The organism is Mesorhizobium sp. WSM3868, assembly GCF_002294785.1.
In the GTDB taxonomy this organism is placed as follows: domain Bacteria; phylum Pseudomonadota; class Alphaproteobacteria; order Rhizobiales; family Rhizobiaceae; genus Mesorhizobium.
Map to the genome: position 1 here is coordinate 492010 of NZ_NSGB01000002.1, position 17184 is coordinate 509193.

The window sequence follows — 17184 nt, forward strand, 5'->3', positions numbered from 1 at the left end:
ATTCTGCCTACAAAATAGGCGATCAGTCGGCACTTTGCCATGGCAAGTTTCGGTTCTCCGAATGGGCCAGCACGGTCGGCGTTAGACTATAGTTGCACGTTGCCCGCGGTGCTGGACTCGACATCTTGCCCGTGTATTGTTTCGCGCAGCCGATCAGGGCACCGCGGATGTCCGAATATCGGTCTGTTGGTTCTAAACGGGAGGAAAATGCATGGATCGTCGTTCGTTCATCCGTAAGGCCGGTGCATCCGGTGTTGGTGTCGCGGCAGCGGCCGCCGCGCTTGCCACGCCGGCGATAGCCCAGTCCAATCCGAAAGTGACCTGGCGGCTGGCATCGTCCTTCCCGAAATCGCTCGACACGATCTATGGCGGTGCGGAAGTGTTCTCAAAAATGCTGTCGGAAGCGACCGACGGCAATTTCCAGGTTCAGGTCTTCGCCTCGGGCGAGCTCGTTCCCGGCCTGCAGGCGGCCGACGCGACCGCCGCAGGCACCGTCGAGGCGTGCCACACGGTGGCATATTACTATTGGGGCAAGGATCCAACCTGGGCGCTGGGTGCCGCAGTGCCGTTCTCGCTCAACGCGCGCGGCATGAACGCTTGGCACTATCATGGCGGCGGCATTGACCTCTTCAACGAGTTCCTTGCAACGCAAGGCCTGTTCGGCCTGCCGGGCGGCAACACCGGCGTGCAGATGGGCGGCTGGTTCCGCAAGCAGATCAACACGGTCGCCGATCTTTCCGGCCTCAAGATGCGCATCGGCGGCTTTGCCGGCAAAGTGGTGCAGAAGCTCGGCGTCGTGCCGCAGCAGATCGCCGGCGGCGACATCTACCCGGCGCTGGAAAAGGGCACGATCGACGCCGCCGAATGGGTCGGCCCTTATGACGACGAGAAGCTCGGTTTCTACAAGGTCGCGCCCTACTACTACTATCCCGGCTGGTGGGAAGGCGGCCCGACCGTGCATCTGATGTTCAACAAGGCCAAATACGAGGAATTGTCGCCCGCCTACAAGTCGCTGGTGCACACGGCCGCGCAAGCCGCCGACGCCAACATGCTGCAGAAATACGACTACCTCAATCCGGCGGCGGTGAAGCGGCTGGTCGCCAGCGGCGCCAAGCTGGCTCCTTTCAGCCAGGAAATCATGGCCGCCTGCTTCGAAAAGGCCAACGAAGTCTATGCCGAAATGGAGGCCAACAACGCGCCGTTCAAGAAGATCTGGGAATCCATCAAAGGCTTCCGCAAGGAGCACTATCTCTGGGCCCAGGTCGCCGAATACAACTACGACACCTTCATGATGGTGCAGCAGCGTAACGGCAAGCTGTAGCCGGGGATTAGCCCTCTCCCCTATGGTGACGGGGAGAGGGCGCTGTCACCGCCGGTTTCGCCAATCGCCAACGTTGCAGGACTTCAGGTCCGGCCCGGCACGACCAGCACCTTGACCTCGCCGGGGGCGGCTGGGTTCGAGATCACCTGCGGCGCCTCTTCGAGTGGCACCTGCCTGGAAATCAGCTTGTCGATCTCGATCGCGCCGGACGCGATGAGGTCCGCGGCGCGTCGATGCGTGAAGGGATTGATGAAGGACCCGAGGACCTTCAACTCCCGGAACAGTACGTCGAAAGGCTCGAAAGCCACCTTCTGCCCCTGCGGCATCACGCCGACGATCACCACCGTGCCTCCGGCCTTGGCAATTCGCATCGACTGCTCGACCGTGTCGCGAACCCCGGCGCATTCCAGCACCACGTCGACGCCGCCCGGCACAAGCCCGGCTTTTCCGGCGATGGCCTCGATGGGATCGACGGCGCTGGGATCGACCGTAGCGGTCGCGCCGAGTTCTTCGGCCAGCGCCAGGCGCGAGGCCTGCCTGGTCGATAGGATGATGGTCGCGGCACCGGCAAGCTTCGCCAATTGCACAGTGAGCAGGCCGATGACGCCGCCGCCGAGCACCACCACCGAGCCGCCGGCCCTGATTCCGGCTAGGTCGATGCCGTGCAGGCAGCAGGCCAGCGGCTCGCAGAAGGCGCCATGCGTCGGCTTGAGGTTGCCGGGCAGGAGGAAGGCCTGGCCTTGCGGCATCACGACATAATCGGCGAAACCGCCGTCCCGGTGGATGCCGATAGCCCTGAGATTGCTGCACAAATTGACGCGGCCGGCTCGGCACTGGCTGCAGCGCCCGCAGGCGATGTTGGGGTCGCCCGTGACCCGATCGCCGACGGCGATGCCGGACACCGCGTCGCCGACCGCCTCGACGATGCCGCAGAATTCGTGGCCGAGCGTGACCGGCGGCGTGCACGGGAATTCGCCATGGAACAGGTGGCGGTCCGTGCCGCAGACGCCGCAGGCTTCGATCCGCACCAGAACATCCTCCGGCCCCGGCGCAGGTTTGTCGACCTCACGAAGGGCGATGCCGCCGATTGCTTCCAGCCGTACGGCTCTCATGACTTGGTCACCTCAGTTGAAACTCGGCGGCTTGGAAAGATCGGGCGCCGGCGCCGCCGGCTTGGCGGGGGCCGTATCGCCGAAATTCGGCGGCTGTGACAAGTCCGGGGTGCCAGGCGCGGCGGGCGCCGAGCCGCCACCGGCGGGCGCCGCGCCATTGTCGCCCGGCGTGCCGAGCGGCGCAAGTCCCGGCATGTCCGGCAGCTTGAGGTCGATCGTGCTCGGCTCGACGGCGGTGCCCTTGTAGCGCATCACCATTTGCGGGAAGGCGATGGTAAGCCCGATCATGATCACCTGGATACAGACGAACGGCACCGCGCCCCAATAGATCTGGCCGGTGGTGACCGGCGCGATCTGTTTGCCGGTGATGCGGTCGAGATAGGGCACGCGCGCCGCGACCGAACGCAGGTAGAACAGCGCGAAGCCGAACGGCGGATGCATGAAGCTGGTCTGCATGTTCACGCCAAGCAGCACGCCGAACCAGATCAGGTCGATGCCGAGCTTGTCGGCGGCGGGCGCCAGCAGCGGCACGATGATGAAGGCGAGCTCGAAGAAGTCGAGGAAGAAGGCGAGCACGAAAACCAGCACGTTGACGCCGATCAGGAAGCCGGTCTCGCCGCCCGGCAGTGAGGTCAAGAGATGCTCGACCCAGATGTGGCCGTTGACGCCGTAGAAGGTGAGCGAGAAGACGCGCGCGCCGATCAGGATGAACAGCACGAAGGCGGAGAGCCGCGTCGTCGAGGCCAGCGCCTGCTTGATGACATCCATCGTCAGCCGCCCCTTGAAGCCCGCCATGATCAGCGCGCCGACGGCGCCCATGGCGCCGCCCTCGGTCGGGGTGGCGATGCCGAGGAAGATGGTGCCCAGCACCAGAAAGATCAGCGCCAGCGGCGGGATCAGCACGATCACCACCTGCTGTGCCAGCTTGGACATCATGTTGATGTGGAGGCGCTGGTCGGCGATCGCCACGATATAGATGACGATCACGCCCACGGTGGCGCCAAGGATGTCCGCATTGTCGCCATGAGTCGGCGCGAGGTAACGATAGGCCGCATAGGAAATCGCGCCGGTCACCAGCAGCGCCACGATCAGCGAAATCACGCCGTGGCCGAGCGTGCGGGCCTCGAGCGGCAATGCCGGCATCGCGTTCGGCCGGACGATCGACATGATCAGGATGTAGAGCATGTAGATGCCGGTCAGAACGAGGCCGGGGATCAGCGCGCCCGCATACATGTCGCCCACCGAGCGTCCAAGCTGGTCGGCCAGCACAATCAGCACCAGCGAGGGGGGGATGATCTGGGCCAGTGTGCCGGAAGCCGCGATCACGCCCGAGGCGAGGCGCCGGTCGTAGCCGTAGCGCAGCATGATCGGCAGCGAGATCAGCCCCATGGCGATGACGGAGGCCGCCACCACGCCGGTCGTTGCGGCAAGCAGTGCGCCGACGAAGATCACCGCATAGGCAAGCCCGCCGCGGATCGGGCCGAACAGCTGCCCGACCGTGTCGAGCAGGTCCTCGGCCATGCCGGATCGCTCCAGCACGATTCCCATGAAAGTGAAGAATGGAATGGCCAGCAGCGTGTCGTTCGACATCACCCTGGTGCCGTAGAAATTATCCGGCAGCGCATGCAGCAGCGGCCAGGCGAGGTTGATCGAGCCGCCGGAATAGGGCGACAAGAGCACGCCGATGAAGAAGAACAACAGGCCGTTCGCAGCGAGCGAGAAGGCGACGGGGTAGCCGATCAAAAGGAAGATGATCAGCGAGGCGAACATGATCGGCGCCATGTTCTGCGCGATGAACTCGATCATGAGCGCACCTCGCCGGACAGCGCCTTGGCTTCTTCGGCAAGCGCTTCGGCCTCGAGCGTGGCCTGGTCGTGGGCCGACACATAGGGAGTGGGATCCTCCATATCGCCGCGCATGATGGCGATCTTCTTGATGATCTCGGAGACGCCCTGGATGGCCAGCAGGAAGAAGCCGACGAGCAGGATGGCCTTGGCCGGCCAGACGATCAGCCCGCCGGCATTGGTCGACATCTCGCCGCTGCGGAAGGACAGCGACACGTAAGGCACGAAGTAGATCACCATCAGCACCACGAACGGCATCAGGAAGAGGAGATGGCCGAGGAGGTCGATCCAGTGCTGCACGCGGCGGGGGAACATGCCGTAGATGATGTCGATGCGGATATGGTCGTTCTGTTTCAGCGTATAGGCGGCGGCCAGCATGAAGGCGGCGCCGAACAGATACCACTGCAGTTCGAGCCAGGCGTTGGAGGAGATGTCGAACACCTTGCGGATGACGGCGTTGCCGGCGCTCACCAGGATCGCAAGCAGGATCAGCCACGAGACCCAGCGGCCGATGAACTCGTTGATGCGGTCGATCGTCGTGGATAGAGCGAGCAGCCCTGCCATGCATTTCCTCCCTCGCGCACCGGCCCCGAGAATCGCGTTCGATTTTCGAGAAGCACGATGCCTAACTCAAAGTGCTGGCGCCGCGCCCGAGTCCCCCTCCGGTGTCGCGCCGCTTGGCCCAACGGTATGCAGTGCGTGGCCCGGATGGTCAACATGGCAAAGCACGTGCCGGCGACCCACGCGGCGAGCAACGGGAAAAACCGGTCACCTCACGGCGCGTCATGCAACCAAAGTCTGATGGGTTTCAGGCGACCTTGGCCTGGTCGCGGCCGGCGCCGATCAGCACCAGCATGGCGACGAGGAAGAGGTATATCCAGCCGTCGCGCCATTCGAGCGGGAAATAACCGGCCCACAGCGATTCGGCCATGCCGAAGGCCGCGGCACCGAGAGCAGCCTTGAGCGGCGACATGTAGCCGCCGACCGCCGTCACGAACAGGATCTTGAGGCCGTAGACGAGGCCCGTGCCGAAGCTGATGTTGCCGTAATAGATGCCGGCGAGCATGCCGGCAAAAGCCGCGCAGAAGCCGCCATAGAGCACCGCGCGGCGGAACACCGCGGTGACGTCGATGCCGCACATCGCGGCCGCCTTCGGGTCGTCGGACACGGCCCGCCAGGCGCGTCCGAAGCGCGAATGCGAAAACAGCCAGGCGGCCACTGCCACCATCGCCATCACCGCCGCGCAATCCAAGAGCTGGATAACGGTGAGCGTCACCTTGAAGCCGGCACCCTGCGCGAAGACGACGGGTTGGGCGAGCATCGGCGGCAGCCAGAGATCATGCGTGTCGGCGGCGATGCGGCTTGCTTCCGACAGGAACAGCAAGATGCCGAGCGTCGTCACCACGATCGCATTAGGCGACCGGTCCGCCAGCCTCTCGAACACGCTGCGCGACAGCACCTGGCTGATCAGCACCGAATAGAGCAGGGCAGCAACGATACCTAGCGCGACCGAGGCAAACAGCGTCAGCCACAGCGCCTGATAGCCGAAGGCGGCGGTCAGGATCATGGTGTGGCCGCAAAAGGCAAACAGCGCGCCATAGGCAAGGTTGGTGCGGTGCAGGATGCCGTTGGTCAGCACGTAGCCGAAGGCGAGCAGAGCATAGAGCGCGCCCGAATGCAGCCCGTTCAGCACCTGCTGATAGAAATAGAGCATGGAGCATCCCTAGGGCCGCGCGAACTGGCCCCCGTTTCGAGCGTTGCATCCGAAATCTAACTTGTCAAATACGTTTTATCGGTTAGATTTCCGGCATGAGGGTATCCTGGACCCCGCACCGCTTCACCGGCGGCATCCTCGCGCTCGACACGGCGAACACGGTCGTCCTGCGCAACGATCCGGAAAAGACCTTCGACCGTTTCGCTGATCCGGCCGAGATCGCCCGCTTCGCCGAGGCGGCGAGCGGCTTTCGCGCCGCCGAGCTTGGCGGCCGGCGGCTGGAGGCGCCTGAACCGGGCGGCATCGCCGCGGTCGTGCTGTCGATCCGCGAGGCGACGGACCGCCTGTTCCGCCATGCCGTAGCGAAAGGCGCGATCGCCGCCGGCCATCTGCCGGATTTTTTGACCGCCTGCGCCAACGGGCTCTCCGGCAGCAGCATCGAGATCGGCGCGCCGGGCCGGCTGTTTGGCGATCCGGCGACGCCGATCGCTTTCGAGGCGGCTTTGGCCGTCTCGGCGCTTTCGCTGCTGCGCGACGACACCGTTGCGAGGCTCAGGATCTGTCCGAACTGCAGCTGGCTCTTCGTCGACCGCAGCCGCAACTCAAGCCGCCTCTGGTGCGACATGGCCGTCTGCGGCAACCGCCAGAAAGCGAACCGCTACTATCGCCGCCGCACGGCGGCCAGGGAGGCCACCAATGCCTAGAAAATTCCGTTCGATCGCCCTCGGCGCGGCCCTGATCGCCGCGACGGCGCTCGGCGCCTGCCGCGACACCGGCAATGAGCAGCTCTTCGCCATTTCCGGCAAGCTGTTCGAGTTCAACTATCGGCTTGGCATTGCCACCTATGTCATCACGCTGAGACCGCTGCGGCCGATGGGCGAGGGACAGGTTGCGGTGGTGAATTTCCAGAATCCGGCCGGCGGCGACCCGCTCATCGTCAACCAGAAGATCTGGCCGAAGCTCCCGCATATCACCTTGACCAGCCCGCCGCTCACCTGCGTGGTCAAGGACAAGCCCTATTCCGTGACGATCCGCATCGAGGATTCGAGCGGCACGTTGCTTCAAAGCCTCGAGACGACGATGACCTCCTCGGCGGACCAGACCATGCTGCCGGACCGGCCGCTGGTGATCGGGCCGAAATACGAGCTCAACCCGGACCTTGCCGGCCATCCCGACGGCAAGCTGCCGGATGCGCCCAAGCCGGATTGCTCGAAGGCGGCTTGAGGCCCGCTGGACTGGTTGAAATTTTCGTGCGCTGCAAAGCGTTTAGCGTGCGATTGAATGCGGCGGCCGTTTCCAGCGGGACCGTTTGTTGCGTGCGCTCTGGTTGCTGCGATTTCGTTTGACCTGTCCCGCAAGGGAAGAAAGACTGCGGCGTCTCACTCCGACGTTGGCCGCCGATCCGCGGCGCGCCTCCGCAGAGGACATGCCTGATGACGCTGCATGACGTCGCGCTCGACGACAAGTTCGACCTTGGCAAGGAGCGCGTTTTCCTGTCCGGGGCGCAAGCCGTCGTGCGCATGCTTTTGATGCAGCGCGAGCGCGACCGCCGCGCCGGCCTCAACACCGCAGGCTTCGTCTCCGGCTATCGCGGCTCGCCGCTGGGCGGCCTCGACATGCAGCTGTGGAAGGCGAAGCGGCAGCTTGCGCAGGCCGACATCGTCTTTCAGCCGGGCCTCAACGAAGAGCTCGCCGCCACCGCCTGCTGGGGCTCGCAGCAGACCGAGCTGCTCGGCGAAGGCACCCATGACAGCGTCTTTGCCGTCTGGTACGGCAAGGGGCCGGGCGTCGACCGCTCCGGCGATGTTTTCCGCCACGCCAATCTCGCCGGCTCGTCGAGAAATGGCGGCGTTCTCGCCCTGATGGGCGACGACCACATGGCCGAATCCTCGACGAACGCACATGCCACCGAATTCCTGTTCGTCGACACCATGGTGCCGATCCTCAACCCCGCCGGCGTCCAGGAGATCATAGACTACGGTCTCCTTGGCTTCGCCATGTCGCGTTTCGCCGGCACCTGGGCGGCGATCAAATGCGTCAAGGACAACATCGAATCGACCGCTTCGGTCGACGCCTCGATCGCGCGGCTGAACATCGTCATTCCTGATTTCGACATGCCGCCCGGCGGTTTGAACATCCGCCACGAGATCGACATGCTCGGCCAGGAGGAGCGCCTGCATGAGCACAAGCGCGCCGCCGCTTCCGCCTTCATCCAGGCCAACGGGCTCAATCGGACCGTCTATTCGGGCGGCAGCAACCCGAAGCTCGGCATCATCACCATAGGCAAGAGCTATCTCGACGTCCGCCAGGCGCTGGAGGATATCGGGATCGACGAAAATGCGGCCAATCGCATAGGCATCCGCCTGTTCAAGGTCGGCTGCCCCTGGCCGCTCGATTATCAGCATATCGCCGACTTCGCCCGCGGCCTCGACACCATCGTCGTCGTCGAGGAGAAGCGCTCGTTGATCGAGGTCCAGTTGCGCGAGAACCTCTACGGTTCCGCTATTCAGCCTGCCATCGTCGGCAAGAAGGACGAGCGCGGGGACTGGCTGTTTCCGGCCAAGGGCGCGCTCGACCCGAACGAGATCGCGATCGCGCTCGGCGAGCGTATCCTGCGCACCATCGGCCCCTTGGAGGAGATCGCGGCGCGGGTGGCGAAGCTGCGCCAGTTCCAGGCGATGCTCGCCGATACCGTCGACATCGGTTCGCGCACGCCGTTCTTCTGCTCGGGCTGCCCGCACAATTCCTCGACCAAGGTGCCGGAGGGCTCGCTTGCCGCCGCCGGCATCGGCTGCCACTTCATGGCGCTGTGGATGGACCGGAACACGGTCGGCTTCACCGCCATGGGCGGCGAGGGCGCGCAATGGGTCGGCCAGGCGCCGTTCTCCAAGCGCGGCCATATCTTCCAGAATCTCGGCGACGGCACCTACAACCACTCCGGCGCGCTGGCGATCCGCTTTGCGCTCTCCTCAGGCGCCAACATCACCTACAAGATCCTCTACAATGACGCAGTCGCCATGACCGGCGGCCAGCCGCACGAAGGTGGCCTCACCGTCGATATGATCGCCAGACAGGTGCGCGCGGAGGGCGTCGAGCGCATCGCCGTCGTCACCGACGAGCCGGCCAAATATGCCGGCAAGGCCGATTTCCCGCCCGGCGCCACGATCCATCACCGCGACGACCTCGACCTCGTCCAGCGCGAGCTGCGCGAGGTCAAGGGCGTGTCGGTGCTTCTCTATGACCAGACCTGCGCCGCGGAAAAGCGCCGGCGCCGCAAGCGCGGCACCTTCCCCGATCCCGACAAGCGCGTCTTCATCAACGAGCTGGTCTGCGAAGGCTGCGGCGATTGCGGCGTGCAGTCGAACTGCGTCTCGATCCAGCCGGTCGAGACCGAATTCGGCCGCAAGCGCCGGATCGACCAGTCGAGCTGCAACAAGGATTTTTCCTGCCTCAACGGCTTCTGCCCCTCTTTCGTGACGGTGCATGGCGGCAAGATCAGGAAGGCCGAGGGGATTGCCGGCAAGAGCGATCCGCTCGAAGGCGTGCCGTCACCCGCCGAATTTCCACTCGGATCTCAGGGCTGGGCGGCGATCATCGACGGTGTCGGCGGCACCGGCGTCGTCACCATCGGCGCGGTGCTGGGCATGACTGCCCATATCGAGGGCAAGGGCTGCGGCATGATCGACATGGCGGGCCTTGCCCAGAAGGGCGGCTCGGTCTTCACCCATGTCCGCATCGCCCCGACGCCCGAGGACATCCACGCCATCCGCGTTTCCGCTGGCAAGGCCGATCTTGTGCTTGGCTGCGACCTCGTCGTCTCCGGCGCCAAAAAGGTGCTCGCCGCGGTGCGCGAGGGCCATACCATGTTCCTCGCCAACACCGCCGAGATCATGCCCGGCGAATTCACCCGTTCCGCCGATTTTTCGCTGCCGGTCGAGCGGCTGAAGAAGGCGATCCGTGCCGCCGCCGGCGACGACAAGGCCCACTTCTTCGATGCCACCCGCACGGCGACCGCGCTGTTCGGCAATTCGCTCGGCGCCAACATGTTCATGCTCGGCTTCGCCTTCCAGCATGGCGGGCTGCCGCTCTCGGCCGAAGCCGTTGAAAAAGCGATAGAATTGAACGGCGAAGCGGTGGTGATGAACATCGCCGCCTTCCGCTGGGGCCGTCGCGCCGCGCACCAGCCGGATTTCGTGCGCGGCCTGGTCGGTCGTACCGGCAAGCCGGCGTCGGCACCCGAAACGCTCGACGACATTGTCGCCCGGCGGGTGGCTTTCCTCACCGCCTACCAGAACGCCGCCTATGGCAAGCGCTATTCCAACAGGATCGCGGCCCTGCGCGCAGCCGAGGCGAGAGCGGTTCCCGGCTCAACGGCCGTCACCGAGGCGGCCGCGAAAAACCTCTTCAAGCTGATGGCGATCAAGGACGAGTACGAGGTGGCCCGGCTTTACACCGACGACAGCTTCGCCGCCGATCTCGCAAGGCAGTTCCAAAGCTACGAAAAGCTGGAATTTCACCTCGCGCCGCCGATCCTCGGGCGGCGCGGCAATGACGGCAAGCCGAGGAAATCGAGTTTCGGCCCGTGGATGATGAAGGCATTTCGCCTGCTTGCTGTCATGAGAGGCCTGCGCGGCACCGCGTTCGACCTGTTCGGCCATACCGCCGAACGGCGCGCCGAGCGGCAACTGCTTGCGCAATACGAGGCCGATCTCGATCTGATCGCCGCAGCACTTGCGCCGGGCAAGGTCGAGGCCGCCGCCGCTCTGGCCTCCGTTCCGGCGCTCATCCGCGGCTATGGCCATGTCCGGCAGGCCAGCGCCGCCAAGGCGGCCGAAGAGCGCTCCGGGCTGCTGCAGCGGCTGACCGAGGCCGCTCCGGTGCCCGTTCTCAGCGCTGCCGAGTGATTGCGCCAGACCAATCCCGAAGTTTTCGTCGGTCGGCCTAAAGTGCCTCGCGTCGAAATGGATCCAGGCGAGGCGCTTTAGGCCTTTGTTCGATGCAGGTCGTTCTCCCAAAAACCGCTGCGCACTTGTGGGTGACATGCGTTAGGTCCTTTGCGCCCTTGGCGGGCAGACCGAAGCCGCTGCTCAAGACGGTTCTGTTCTAAGCCTTTCTTAAGGCGGTTGTGTCATGACAAGGCTTAGCGTTGGGCCGACCCTATGGGCAAAACAAAGACCGAAAGCATCCCCGCGGATGTTTATATCCAATTTGTGCGGTCGTTGTTCGACAACGCGCACATGTTGTTGATCGGTGGCGCGTGCTACTGGATCCTCGGATTCATGATCTATCTGCGCACCCACAATCCCCTGTTCCTGGCGTTTTCTTTTGCCCTGCTTTCCGTCAGCCTTATCCGTTACTTCGGCATTCGCGGCTTCCTGAGGACAGGCGGCGCGATTGCCGATGTCGAACACGCGCAGCGGTTGGAGCGCAGCTACATCCTGAAGGGCTGCCTTCAGGGTCTCGGATTGGGCGCGCTGTGTTTCGTGTCGATCTACATATATCCCGAACCGTTCGCCGAGCTGGCGGCAATGTCGCTGACGCTGGCGACCCTGGTCACCGTTGTCGCCCGCAACTATGGGTCGCCGCGTATGGTGCGGATCTTTTCCGTGACCTTCATCGGTCCGGCGGCTCTCGCGCTCCTGCTGCGCATGGATGCGCCCTCCGTCGTCCTCGGCCTGATGATCATCCCGATGACGTTCATCACCATCACCGGCGCCGATCATGTCCGCAACGTGCTGTTCTCGGCGGTCATCGGCCACAAGCAGGCGAGAAACCTGACGCGCAGGTTCGACCGCGCGCTCAACACGATGTCGCACGGCCTGGTCATGCTCGGCCCCGACGGGCGCGTCGCCGTCGCCAATGCCGAGGCCGCCCATCTGATGTCGCTGAAATCGGCCGACGCGCTGCTCGGGCGCTCGATCCACGGCCTTCTGATGCGCGGCGTCGCCGGCGGCATGCTGGCACCGAAGGATTGCCGCTACATCGAGGCGCAGCTGACGCGCGCCTTGCGCGAGGGCCGGGACCGCAAGGTGCTCGTGTCGCTCGCCAATGGCCAGCACTACGAGTTCTCCGCGCGCGAAGGCAGCCAGGAACTCGGCGTCATCACCTTCGAGGACGTCACGGCCCGCGTCGAGGCGGAGGAAAAGATCCGTTTCATGGCGCGCTACGACAACCTCACCGGCCTGCCGAACCGTGCCTATTTTCACGAGCTGGTCGGCGAGGCCATGGCGTCCGGCGACCGCGACCGGCTCTGCGGCCTGGCGGTGCTCGACCTTGATGATTTCAAGAGCGTCAACGACACGCTCGGCCACCCGGTCGGCGACGGTTTGATCTACGCCGTAGCCGAGCGGCTGGCAGCGGTCGCCGGGCCGGGCATCAATGTCAGCCGCTTCGGCGGCGACGAATTCATGATCTATTTCGACCGCATCGAGGATGAGAGCCATCTCAGCAGCCTGCTCGACGAGATCTTCGCCGGCCTGCAGGGCGAAGTCGACGTCGCCGGTCACGGCCTGCGCATCCAGACCAGCGGCGGCGCGGTGTTGTCCGTGGTCAAGGACACCGACGTTGACGGCATGATCGTCAAGGCGGACCTCGCGCTCTACAAAGCCAAGGAGCTCGGCAAGAACAGCTGGCGGCTGTTCGAGGCATCGATGGACGCCGCCTTCCGCAATCGCCAGCTGATGAAGGCCGATCTGCGCAGCGCCGTGCAAGCCAAGGAGTTGCGCGTCGTCTACCAGCCGATCGTGTCGATGAGCACCATGCGCATCGCCAGCTGCGAGGCGCTCTGCCGCTGGGATCATCCCGATCTCGGCCCGATTTCGCCGGGCGTCTTCATTCCGCTGGCCGAGGAGATGGGCATCATCTCCGAGATCAGCTCTTTCGTGCTGCAGGCGGCCTGCGCCGAATGCGCCAAATGGCCGGCCCAGACCAGCGTTTCGATCAACCTGTCGGCCAAGGACTTCCGCAACCGCGACGTCGTGCAGAAGGTGCGTGATGCCCTGGCGGCGTCGGGCCTTGCGCCGCACCGGCTCGAGATCGAGGTGACGGAGACTGCCCTGCTCGACGACAAATCGCTGACCCGCGAGCTGATCGAAGAGCTGAAAGCGCTGGGCGTCCGCATCGCGCTCGACGACTTCGGCACCGGCTATTCCAGCCTCAGCTACCTGCACAAGCTGCCGCTCGACAAGATCAAGATTGACCGCTCCTTCCTCATCGACGTGACCCAGAGCCCCCAGTCGCTCGATCTTCTGAAGGGTATCGTCGGCTTGACCCGGACGCTGGGCCTGGTCGTCACGATCGAAGGGGTGGAGACTTTCGAGCAGCTGAAGATATTGGTGCGTTCGGTCAAGCCGGACCTCGTGCAAGGCTTCCTGTTCGGCGCCGCGCTCAGCGCGTCCGGCATCGAGACGATGTCGAACGTCACCTGGCCGTTCGCCGCGGACCTGCGCCTCGCCCCCAGACGGTCGGCCAGGTAGGGAATTTCATCAAGCAGGATTGAGAATGCGCGTTGCTTTGGCTACGCAGCCATTTTCGCCAAATCGGAAGGTTTTCACCCGAGTTTTTCAGGTTCAACAGCTCGCAATTGTTTTCTCTAAGCAATTCAATACAGCCGAGTATTTTGGCCAGATGTCCTATATTGCTGTCAGCTGCGGCGGCCCAGTCCTATCAGTTCTGGCAGCTGTGTACTCTTTGATATCGGATGCGAGCCAAGGTCCGGGCGCCAGGTCGACTTTTCCATGCAACCCTTTCCGGCGCATTGTTAAGGTTAACGGATGGTAAACCAGCAGTTTCGAATTTTCGGCTTGTGTCTCATTTTGACTCGAATAGCCTGTTTACAGGCGGATACGAGGACTTGAGAATGGATGCTGCAAGAAACGATGCGCAGGCTGGCGCCGGCGCAAATGCTGGCTCGGCGCTGAATCGTTCGATCATGCAATTGCTGGAGCATGTCGATTATCGTCTGATCACGGGGGGCGAAGATCTGGAGGCGATCTACCGTCTTCGCTATCAGTCCTACCTGCGCTCAGGCATGTGCGGCCCGATCGCCAGCGGGATGTTCGAGGATCGCTGGGACAACCTGCCGAATTCCTACCGGTTCGGCGTCTATTTCGATGGCCACTTGGTCAGCACGCTGCGGCTCCATTACATTTCCCGCGAGCACCCCTATTCGCCCTCTGTCGACGCCTATCCGGAAATCTTGGCCGAGCGGCTTGCCCGCGGAGAAACCTTCATAGACGGAACCCGGTTCGCAACCGACGCGGATAGCGCGCCCGCGCCCGGAGTCCTGCCTTTCCTGACGCTGAGGCTCGGCATGGTGGCTTCCAGCTATTTTGGCCAGACGGCCGTGCTGACGCCGGTCAAGGTCGAACATTCCGCCTACTACGCCCGCATCTTCCATGCCGTGCAGCGGACAGAAGGCAAGGTGTTTCCGGGTGTCCTTGCGCCGATCGCCTTGTTCGAGATCCCCTGTGGTGAAAACTTGCGCCAGACGCTCGACCGCTTCCCTTTCTTCAAGTCGACGCCGGTGGAGCAGCGGATGATGTTCGCCAATCCGGCCATCAACCGGCTCACCCCGCTGTCGATCGTACCGACGGCCAAATACTATCGCGATGCCGCCTGAACGGGCGTCCTTCCGCGCCTCGTGAACCTTCCCCGCCGCTCCCGCGTTACGAGTACCGGCGTCACTGATCATCGGCGGCGCCGCATTCTTGCCCCCCAGGCTTGTCGCCGGCTCAAATCGGGTTTTTCACGGGAAGGAGTACGATTATTATGACCATCCACTCGCTTGCGCTCACGCCCCTGATCTCGCTGATCGCCGGCATATTGATCCTGGTGATGCCGCGCCTGCTCAATTACATCGTCGCGCTCTATCTGATCGTGGTCGGCCTGCTCGGCCTGTTTCCGCACCTCGCCGCCTAATGCATCTCGCCCGGAACCGTGCAGCGGTTCTGGGCAACGGCACCCATCAAAAAGAGCTTTGAAGCGTCTCGCCTGAATCCGATTCAGCGCGACGCGCTTTAAAGGCCTACGACGCCCCTCGCCACGGCGAGGGCCTCCCATCGCAATTTTAGCTTCCGCCCATTTCAACTTTCGTTTGAGGCTGTTGTCGCCGGCCGTGCGGCAATAGCGCCATTGCTCTTGCTCCGGCTTTTCGCTATGTGCCTCGAAGGCATTTTCGAAGGGGTATTCCTATGGCTGATCACACGCCGACCGGTCCTGTCGAACTGGGCGCGCAGATGGACTATGCCGAGCATGATCGCACCTACAACGCATTTCTCACGCTCGCCAAATACGGCTCGCTCGTCTGCGCTGCCATTCTGCTGGCCATGGCCTTCGGCTTCTTCGCGGGCGGCTTCTTCTCGGCGACCATCCTGTTCATCGTGATCATGGCCGTCGGCTATTTCATTCTGCGGTAGACTTTCCAAGCCATTGCGTTCGACGTTTCGCCGGAGGTCCCGGCCGACGCCTTGCGCAGCAAGGTTCCAGCCGAAAGGATCATGCGGTGGGGCAGACGGTATTCATCCCTCGTGAGCTTGACGCGAACGAGCCGAGAATCGCGGCCTCGCCCGAGACGGTGAAAAGGCTGGCCGGCCTGGGCTTCGAGGTGATCGTCGAGAAGGGCGCCGGCCTGGGCTCGCGCATCACCGATCAGGAATTTGCCACCGCCGGCGGCACGATTGGAACTGCCGGGGACGCCAAGAACGCCGATGTGGTGCTGAAGGTGCGCCGGCCGACCGATGCCGAGCTCAAGGGCTACAAATCGGGCGCGGCCGTCATCGCCATCATGGATCCTTACGGCAACGATGCGGCGCTTGCCGCGATGGCCAGTGCCGGCATCACCGCCTTCTCGATGGAGTTCATGCCGCGCATCACCCGCGCGCAGGTGATGGACGTACTCTCCTCGCAGGCCAATCTGGCCGGCTACCAGGCGGTGGTCGATGCGGCGGCCGAATATGACCGCGCGCTGCCGATGATGATGACGGCGGCGGGCACGGTGCCGGCAGCAAAAACCTTCATCATGGGTGTCGGCGTCGCCGGTCTGCAGGCGATCGCCACCGCGCGCCGTCTCGGCGCCGTCGTCACCGCCACCGACGTGCGTCCGGCGGTGAAGGAGCAGGTGCAGTCGCTCGGCGCAAAGTTCCTGGCGGTCGAGGACGAGGAGTTCAAGGCGGCGGAGACCGCCGGCGGCTACGCCAAGGAAATGTCGAAGGAATATCAGGCCAAGCAGGCGGCACTGACCGCAGAGCACATCGCCAAGCAGGATATCGTCATCACCACGGCGCTGATCCCCGGCCGTCCGGCGCCGAAGCTGGTGTCGGCCGCCATGGTCGCTTCGATGAAGCCGGGTTCGGTGATCGTCGACCTCGCCGTCGAGCGCGGCGGCAATGTCGAAGGCGCGGTGCCCGGCAGGGTCGTGACGACGGAAAACGGCGTCAAGATCGTCGGCCATCTCAATGTGCCCGGTCGTGTCGCTGCATCCGCTTCGCTTCTCTACGCCAAGAACCTCTACGCCTTCCTCGAGACGATGGTCGACAAGGCGACGAAGACCCTTGCCATCAAGCGCGATGACGAGTTGGTCAAGGCGACGATGCTGACCGATGCCGGCCAAATCGTGCACCCCAGTTTCGCCAAGGCCGCCGGGCAGCCGCGCACCGAGCCGGCTGCGATCCCGGCCACGGTCCTGGTCGCGGATGCCGCCGACAAGAAACCGGCGCCCAGGAGGAGGGCCGCAGCCAAGTCACCCTCGCCTAAGCCAGAAGGGACCGCGTGATGGAACAGCTGCAGAAAGCCCTCGACCAGCTCGATCAGGCGACGGCTGCCGTACGCCTCGCGGTGCAGGATCTCGCCAATGCGCCCGCCGGCGCCGAGGCTGCCGGCAACGCGGCGCACGCGCTCTCGGGCGGCGCCATCGATCCCTTTGTCTTCCGGTTCGCCATCTTCGTGCTGGCGATCTTCGTCGGCTATTATGTCGTCTGGTCGGTGACGCCGGCGCTGCACACGCCGCTGATGGCCGTCACCAACGCCATCTCCTCGGTCATCGTCGTCGGCGCGCTGCTCGCCGTCGGCATCGCGGCCTCCGGCCTTGCGGCGGGCTTCGGCTTCATCGCCCTGGTGCTGGTGTCGGTCAACATCTTCGGCGGCTTCCTCGTCACCCAGCGCATGCTCGCCATGTACAAGAAGAAGGAAAAGTGA

At 64.1% G+C, this 17184-nt stretch carries 14 protein-coding genes; 10 read left to right on the forward strand and 4 right to left on the reverse strand.

Annotated elements, in window-relative coordinates:
* Nucleotides 1-211 precede the first annotated feature (211 nt).
* Entirely contained in the window at nucleotides 212-1321 is a 1110-nt protein-coding gene (locus tag CK221_RS05625; protein ID WP_067003340.1) for a TRAP transporter substrate-binding protein, read from the forward strand.
* A gap of 83 nt (nucleotides 1322-1404) precedes the next feature.
* On the opposite strand, the gene CK221_RS05630 is transcribed toward CK221_RS05625, so the two are convergent.
* From CK221_RS05630 to CK221_RS05645, 4 genes are all read right to left on the reverse strand, one after another.
* Nucleotides 1405-2433, reverse strand: a complete 1029-nt coding sequence (locus CK221_RS05630; protein ID WP_095776989.1) for a zinc-dependent alcohol dehydrogenase family protein — start codon at nucleotides 2431-2433, stop codon at nucleotides 1405-1407.
* Between the two features lie 12 nt (nucleotides 2434-2445).
* Nucleotides 2446-4239 carry a TRAP transporter large permease subunit gene (locus tag CK221_RS05635; protein WP_179295079.1) on the reverse strand — a complete coding sequence of 598 codons (1794 nt, stop codon included), beginning with the start codon at nucleotides 4237-4239 and terminating at the stop codon, nucleotides 2446-2448.
* A complete protein-coding gene (locus CK221_RS05640) occupies nucleotides 4236-4841 on the reverse strand; it encodes a TRAP transporter small permease subunit (RefSeq protein ID WP_095776990.1) in 606 nt (201 codons plus the stop codon). Before CK221_RS05640 ends, CK221_RS05635 begins: the two co-directional genes overlap by 4 nt.
* 244 nt (nucleotides 4842-5085) lie before the next feature.
* On the reverse strand, nucleotides 5086-5991 hold the full coding sequence (locus tag CK221_RS05645; RefSeq protein ID WP_095776991.1) for a branched-chain amino acid ABC transporter permease: 906 nt from the start codon (nucleotides 5989-5991) through the stop codon (nucleotides 5086-5088).
* 95 nt (nucleotides 5992-6086) lie between these two features.
* Between CK221_RS05645 and CK221_RS05650 the strand changes: the two genes are divergently transcribed.
* From CK221_RS05650 to CK221_RS05690, 9 genes are all read left to right on the forward strand, one after another.
* Complete coding sequence (locus CK221_RS05650; protein WP_095776992.1) at nucleotides 6087-6695, forward strand: CGNR zinc finger domain-containing protein; 609 nt, start codon at nucleotides 6087-6089, stop codon at nucleotides 6693-6695.
* Nucleotides 6688-7215: a hypothetical protein gene (locus CK221_RS05655; protein ID WP_095776993.1), complete on the forward strand. Its 528-nt coding sequence runs from the start codon at nucleotides 6688-6690 to the stop codon at nucleotides 7213-7215. The genes CK221_RS05650 and CK221_RS05655 overlap by 8 nt, the downstream gene beginning before the upstream one ends.
* A gap of 176 nt (nucleotides 7216-7391) precedes the next feature.
* Entirely contained in the window at nucleotides 7392-10895 is a 3504-nt protein-coding gene (locus tag CK221_RS05660) for an indolepyruvate ferredoxin oxidoreductase family protein (protein WP_280952173.1), read from the forward strand.
* Between the two features lie 255 nt (nucleotides 10896-11150).
* A complete protein-coding gene (locus tag CK221_RS05665) occupies nucleotides 11151-13466 on the forward strand; it encodes an EAL domain-containing protein (RefSeq protein ID WP_067003356.1) in 2316 nt (771 codons plus the stop codon).
* A gap of 224 nt (nucleotides 13467-13690) precedes the next feature.
* Nucleotides 13691-14611, forward strand: coding sequence for a hypothetical protein (locus tag CK221_RS05670; protein WP_245430573.1), 921 nt, complete (start codon nucleotides 13691-13693; stop codon nucleotides 14609-14611).
* 149 nt (nucleotides 14612-14760) lie between these two features.
* Complete coding sequence (locus tag CK221_RS05675) at nucleotides 14761-14910, forward strand: DUF3096 domain-containing protein (protein ID WP_067003359.1); 150 nt, start codon at nucleotides 14761-14763, stop codon at nucleotides 14908-14910.
* Nucleotides 14911-15182: 272 nt separating this feature from the next.
* Complete coding sequence (locus CK221_RS05680; protein ID WP_067003362.1) at nucleotides 15183-15407, forward strand: aa3-type cytochrome c oxidase subunit IV; 225 nt, start codon at nucleotides 15183-15185, stop codon at nucleotides 15405-15407.
* An 86-nt stretch (nucleotides 15408-15493) separates the two neighbouring features.
* A complete protein-coding gene (locus tag CK221_RS05685; protein WP_095776996.1) occupies nucleotides 15494-16762 on the forward strand; it encodes a Re/Si-specific NAD(P)(+) transhydrogenase subunit alpha in 1269 nt (422 codons plus the stop codon).
* On the forward strand, nucleotides 16762-17184 hold the full coding sequence (locus CK221_RS05690) for a proton-translocating transhydrogenase family protein (RefSeq protein ID WP_067003367.1): 423 nt from the start codon (nucleotides 16762-16764) through the stop codon (nucleotides 17182-17184). The genes CK221_RS05685 and CK221_RS05690 overlap by 1 nt, the downstream gene beginning before the upstream one ends.

Bases quoted from the DNA above. Each gene is read 5' to 3' on its own strand.
- CK221_RS05625 (WP_067003340.1), top strand. From the start codon at position 212: ATGGATCGTCGTTCGTTCATCCGTAAGGCCGGTGCATCCGGTGTTGGT.
- CK221_RS05630 (WP_095776989.1), bottom strand. From the start codon at position 2,433: ATGAGAGCCGTACGGCTGGAAGCAATCGGCGGCATCGCCCTTCGTGAG.
- CK221_RS05635 (WP_179295079.1), bottom strand. From the start codon at position 4,239: ATGATCGAGTTCATCGCGCAGAACATGGCGCCGATCATGTTCGCCTCG.
- CK221_RS05640 (WP_095776990.1), bottom strand. From the start codon at position 4,841: ATGGCAGGGCTGCTCGCTCTATCCACGACGATCGACCGCATCAACGAG.
- CK221_RS05645 (WP_095776991.1), bottom strand. From the start codon at position 5,991: ATGCTCTATTTCTATCAGCAGGTGCTGAACGGGCTGCATTCGGGCGCG.
- CK221_RS05650 (WP_095776992.1), top strand. From the start codon at position 6,087: ATGAGGGTATCCTGGACCCCGCACCGCTTCACCGGCGGCATCCTCGCG.
- CK221_RS05655 (WP_095776993.1), top strand. From the start codon at position 6,688: ATGCCTAGAAAATTCCGTTCGATCGCCCTCGGCGCGGCCCTGATCGCC.
- CK221_RS05665 (WP_067003356.1), top strand. From the start codon at position 11,151: ATGGGCAAAACAAAGACCGAAAGCATCCCCGCGGATGTTTATATCCAA.
- CK221_RS05670 (WP_245430573.1), top strand. From the start codon at position 13,691: ATGCGAGCCAAGGTCCGGGCGCCAGGTCGACTTTTCCATGCAACCCTT.
- CK221_RS05675 (WP_067003359.1), top strand. From the start codon at position 14,761: ATGACCATCCACTCGCTTGCGCTCACGCCCCTGATCTCGCTGATCGCC.
- CK221_RS05680 (WP_067003362.1), top strand. From the start codon at position 15,183: ATGGCTGATCACACGCCGACCGGTCCTGTCGAACTGGGCGCGCAGATG.
- CK221_RS05690 (WP_067003367.1), top strand. From the start codon at position 16,762: ATGGAACAGCTGCAGAAAGCCCTCGACCAGCTCGATCAGGCGACGGCT.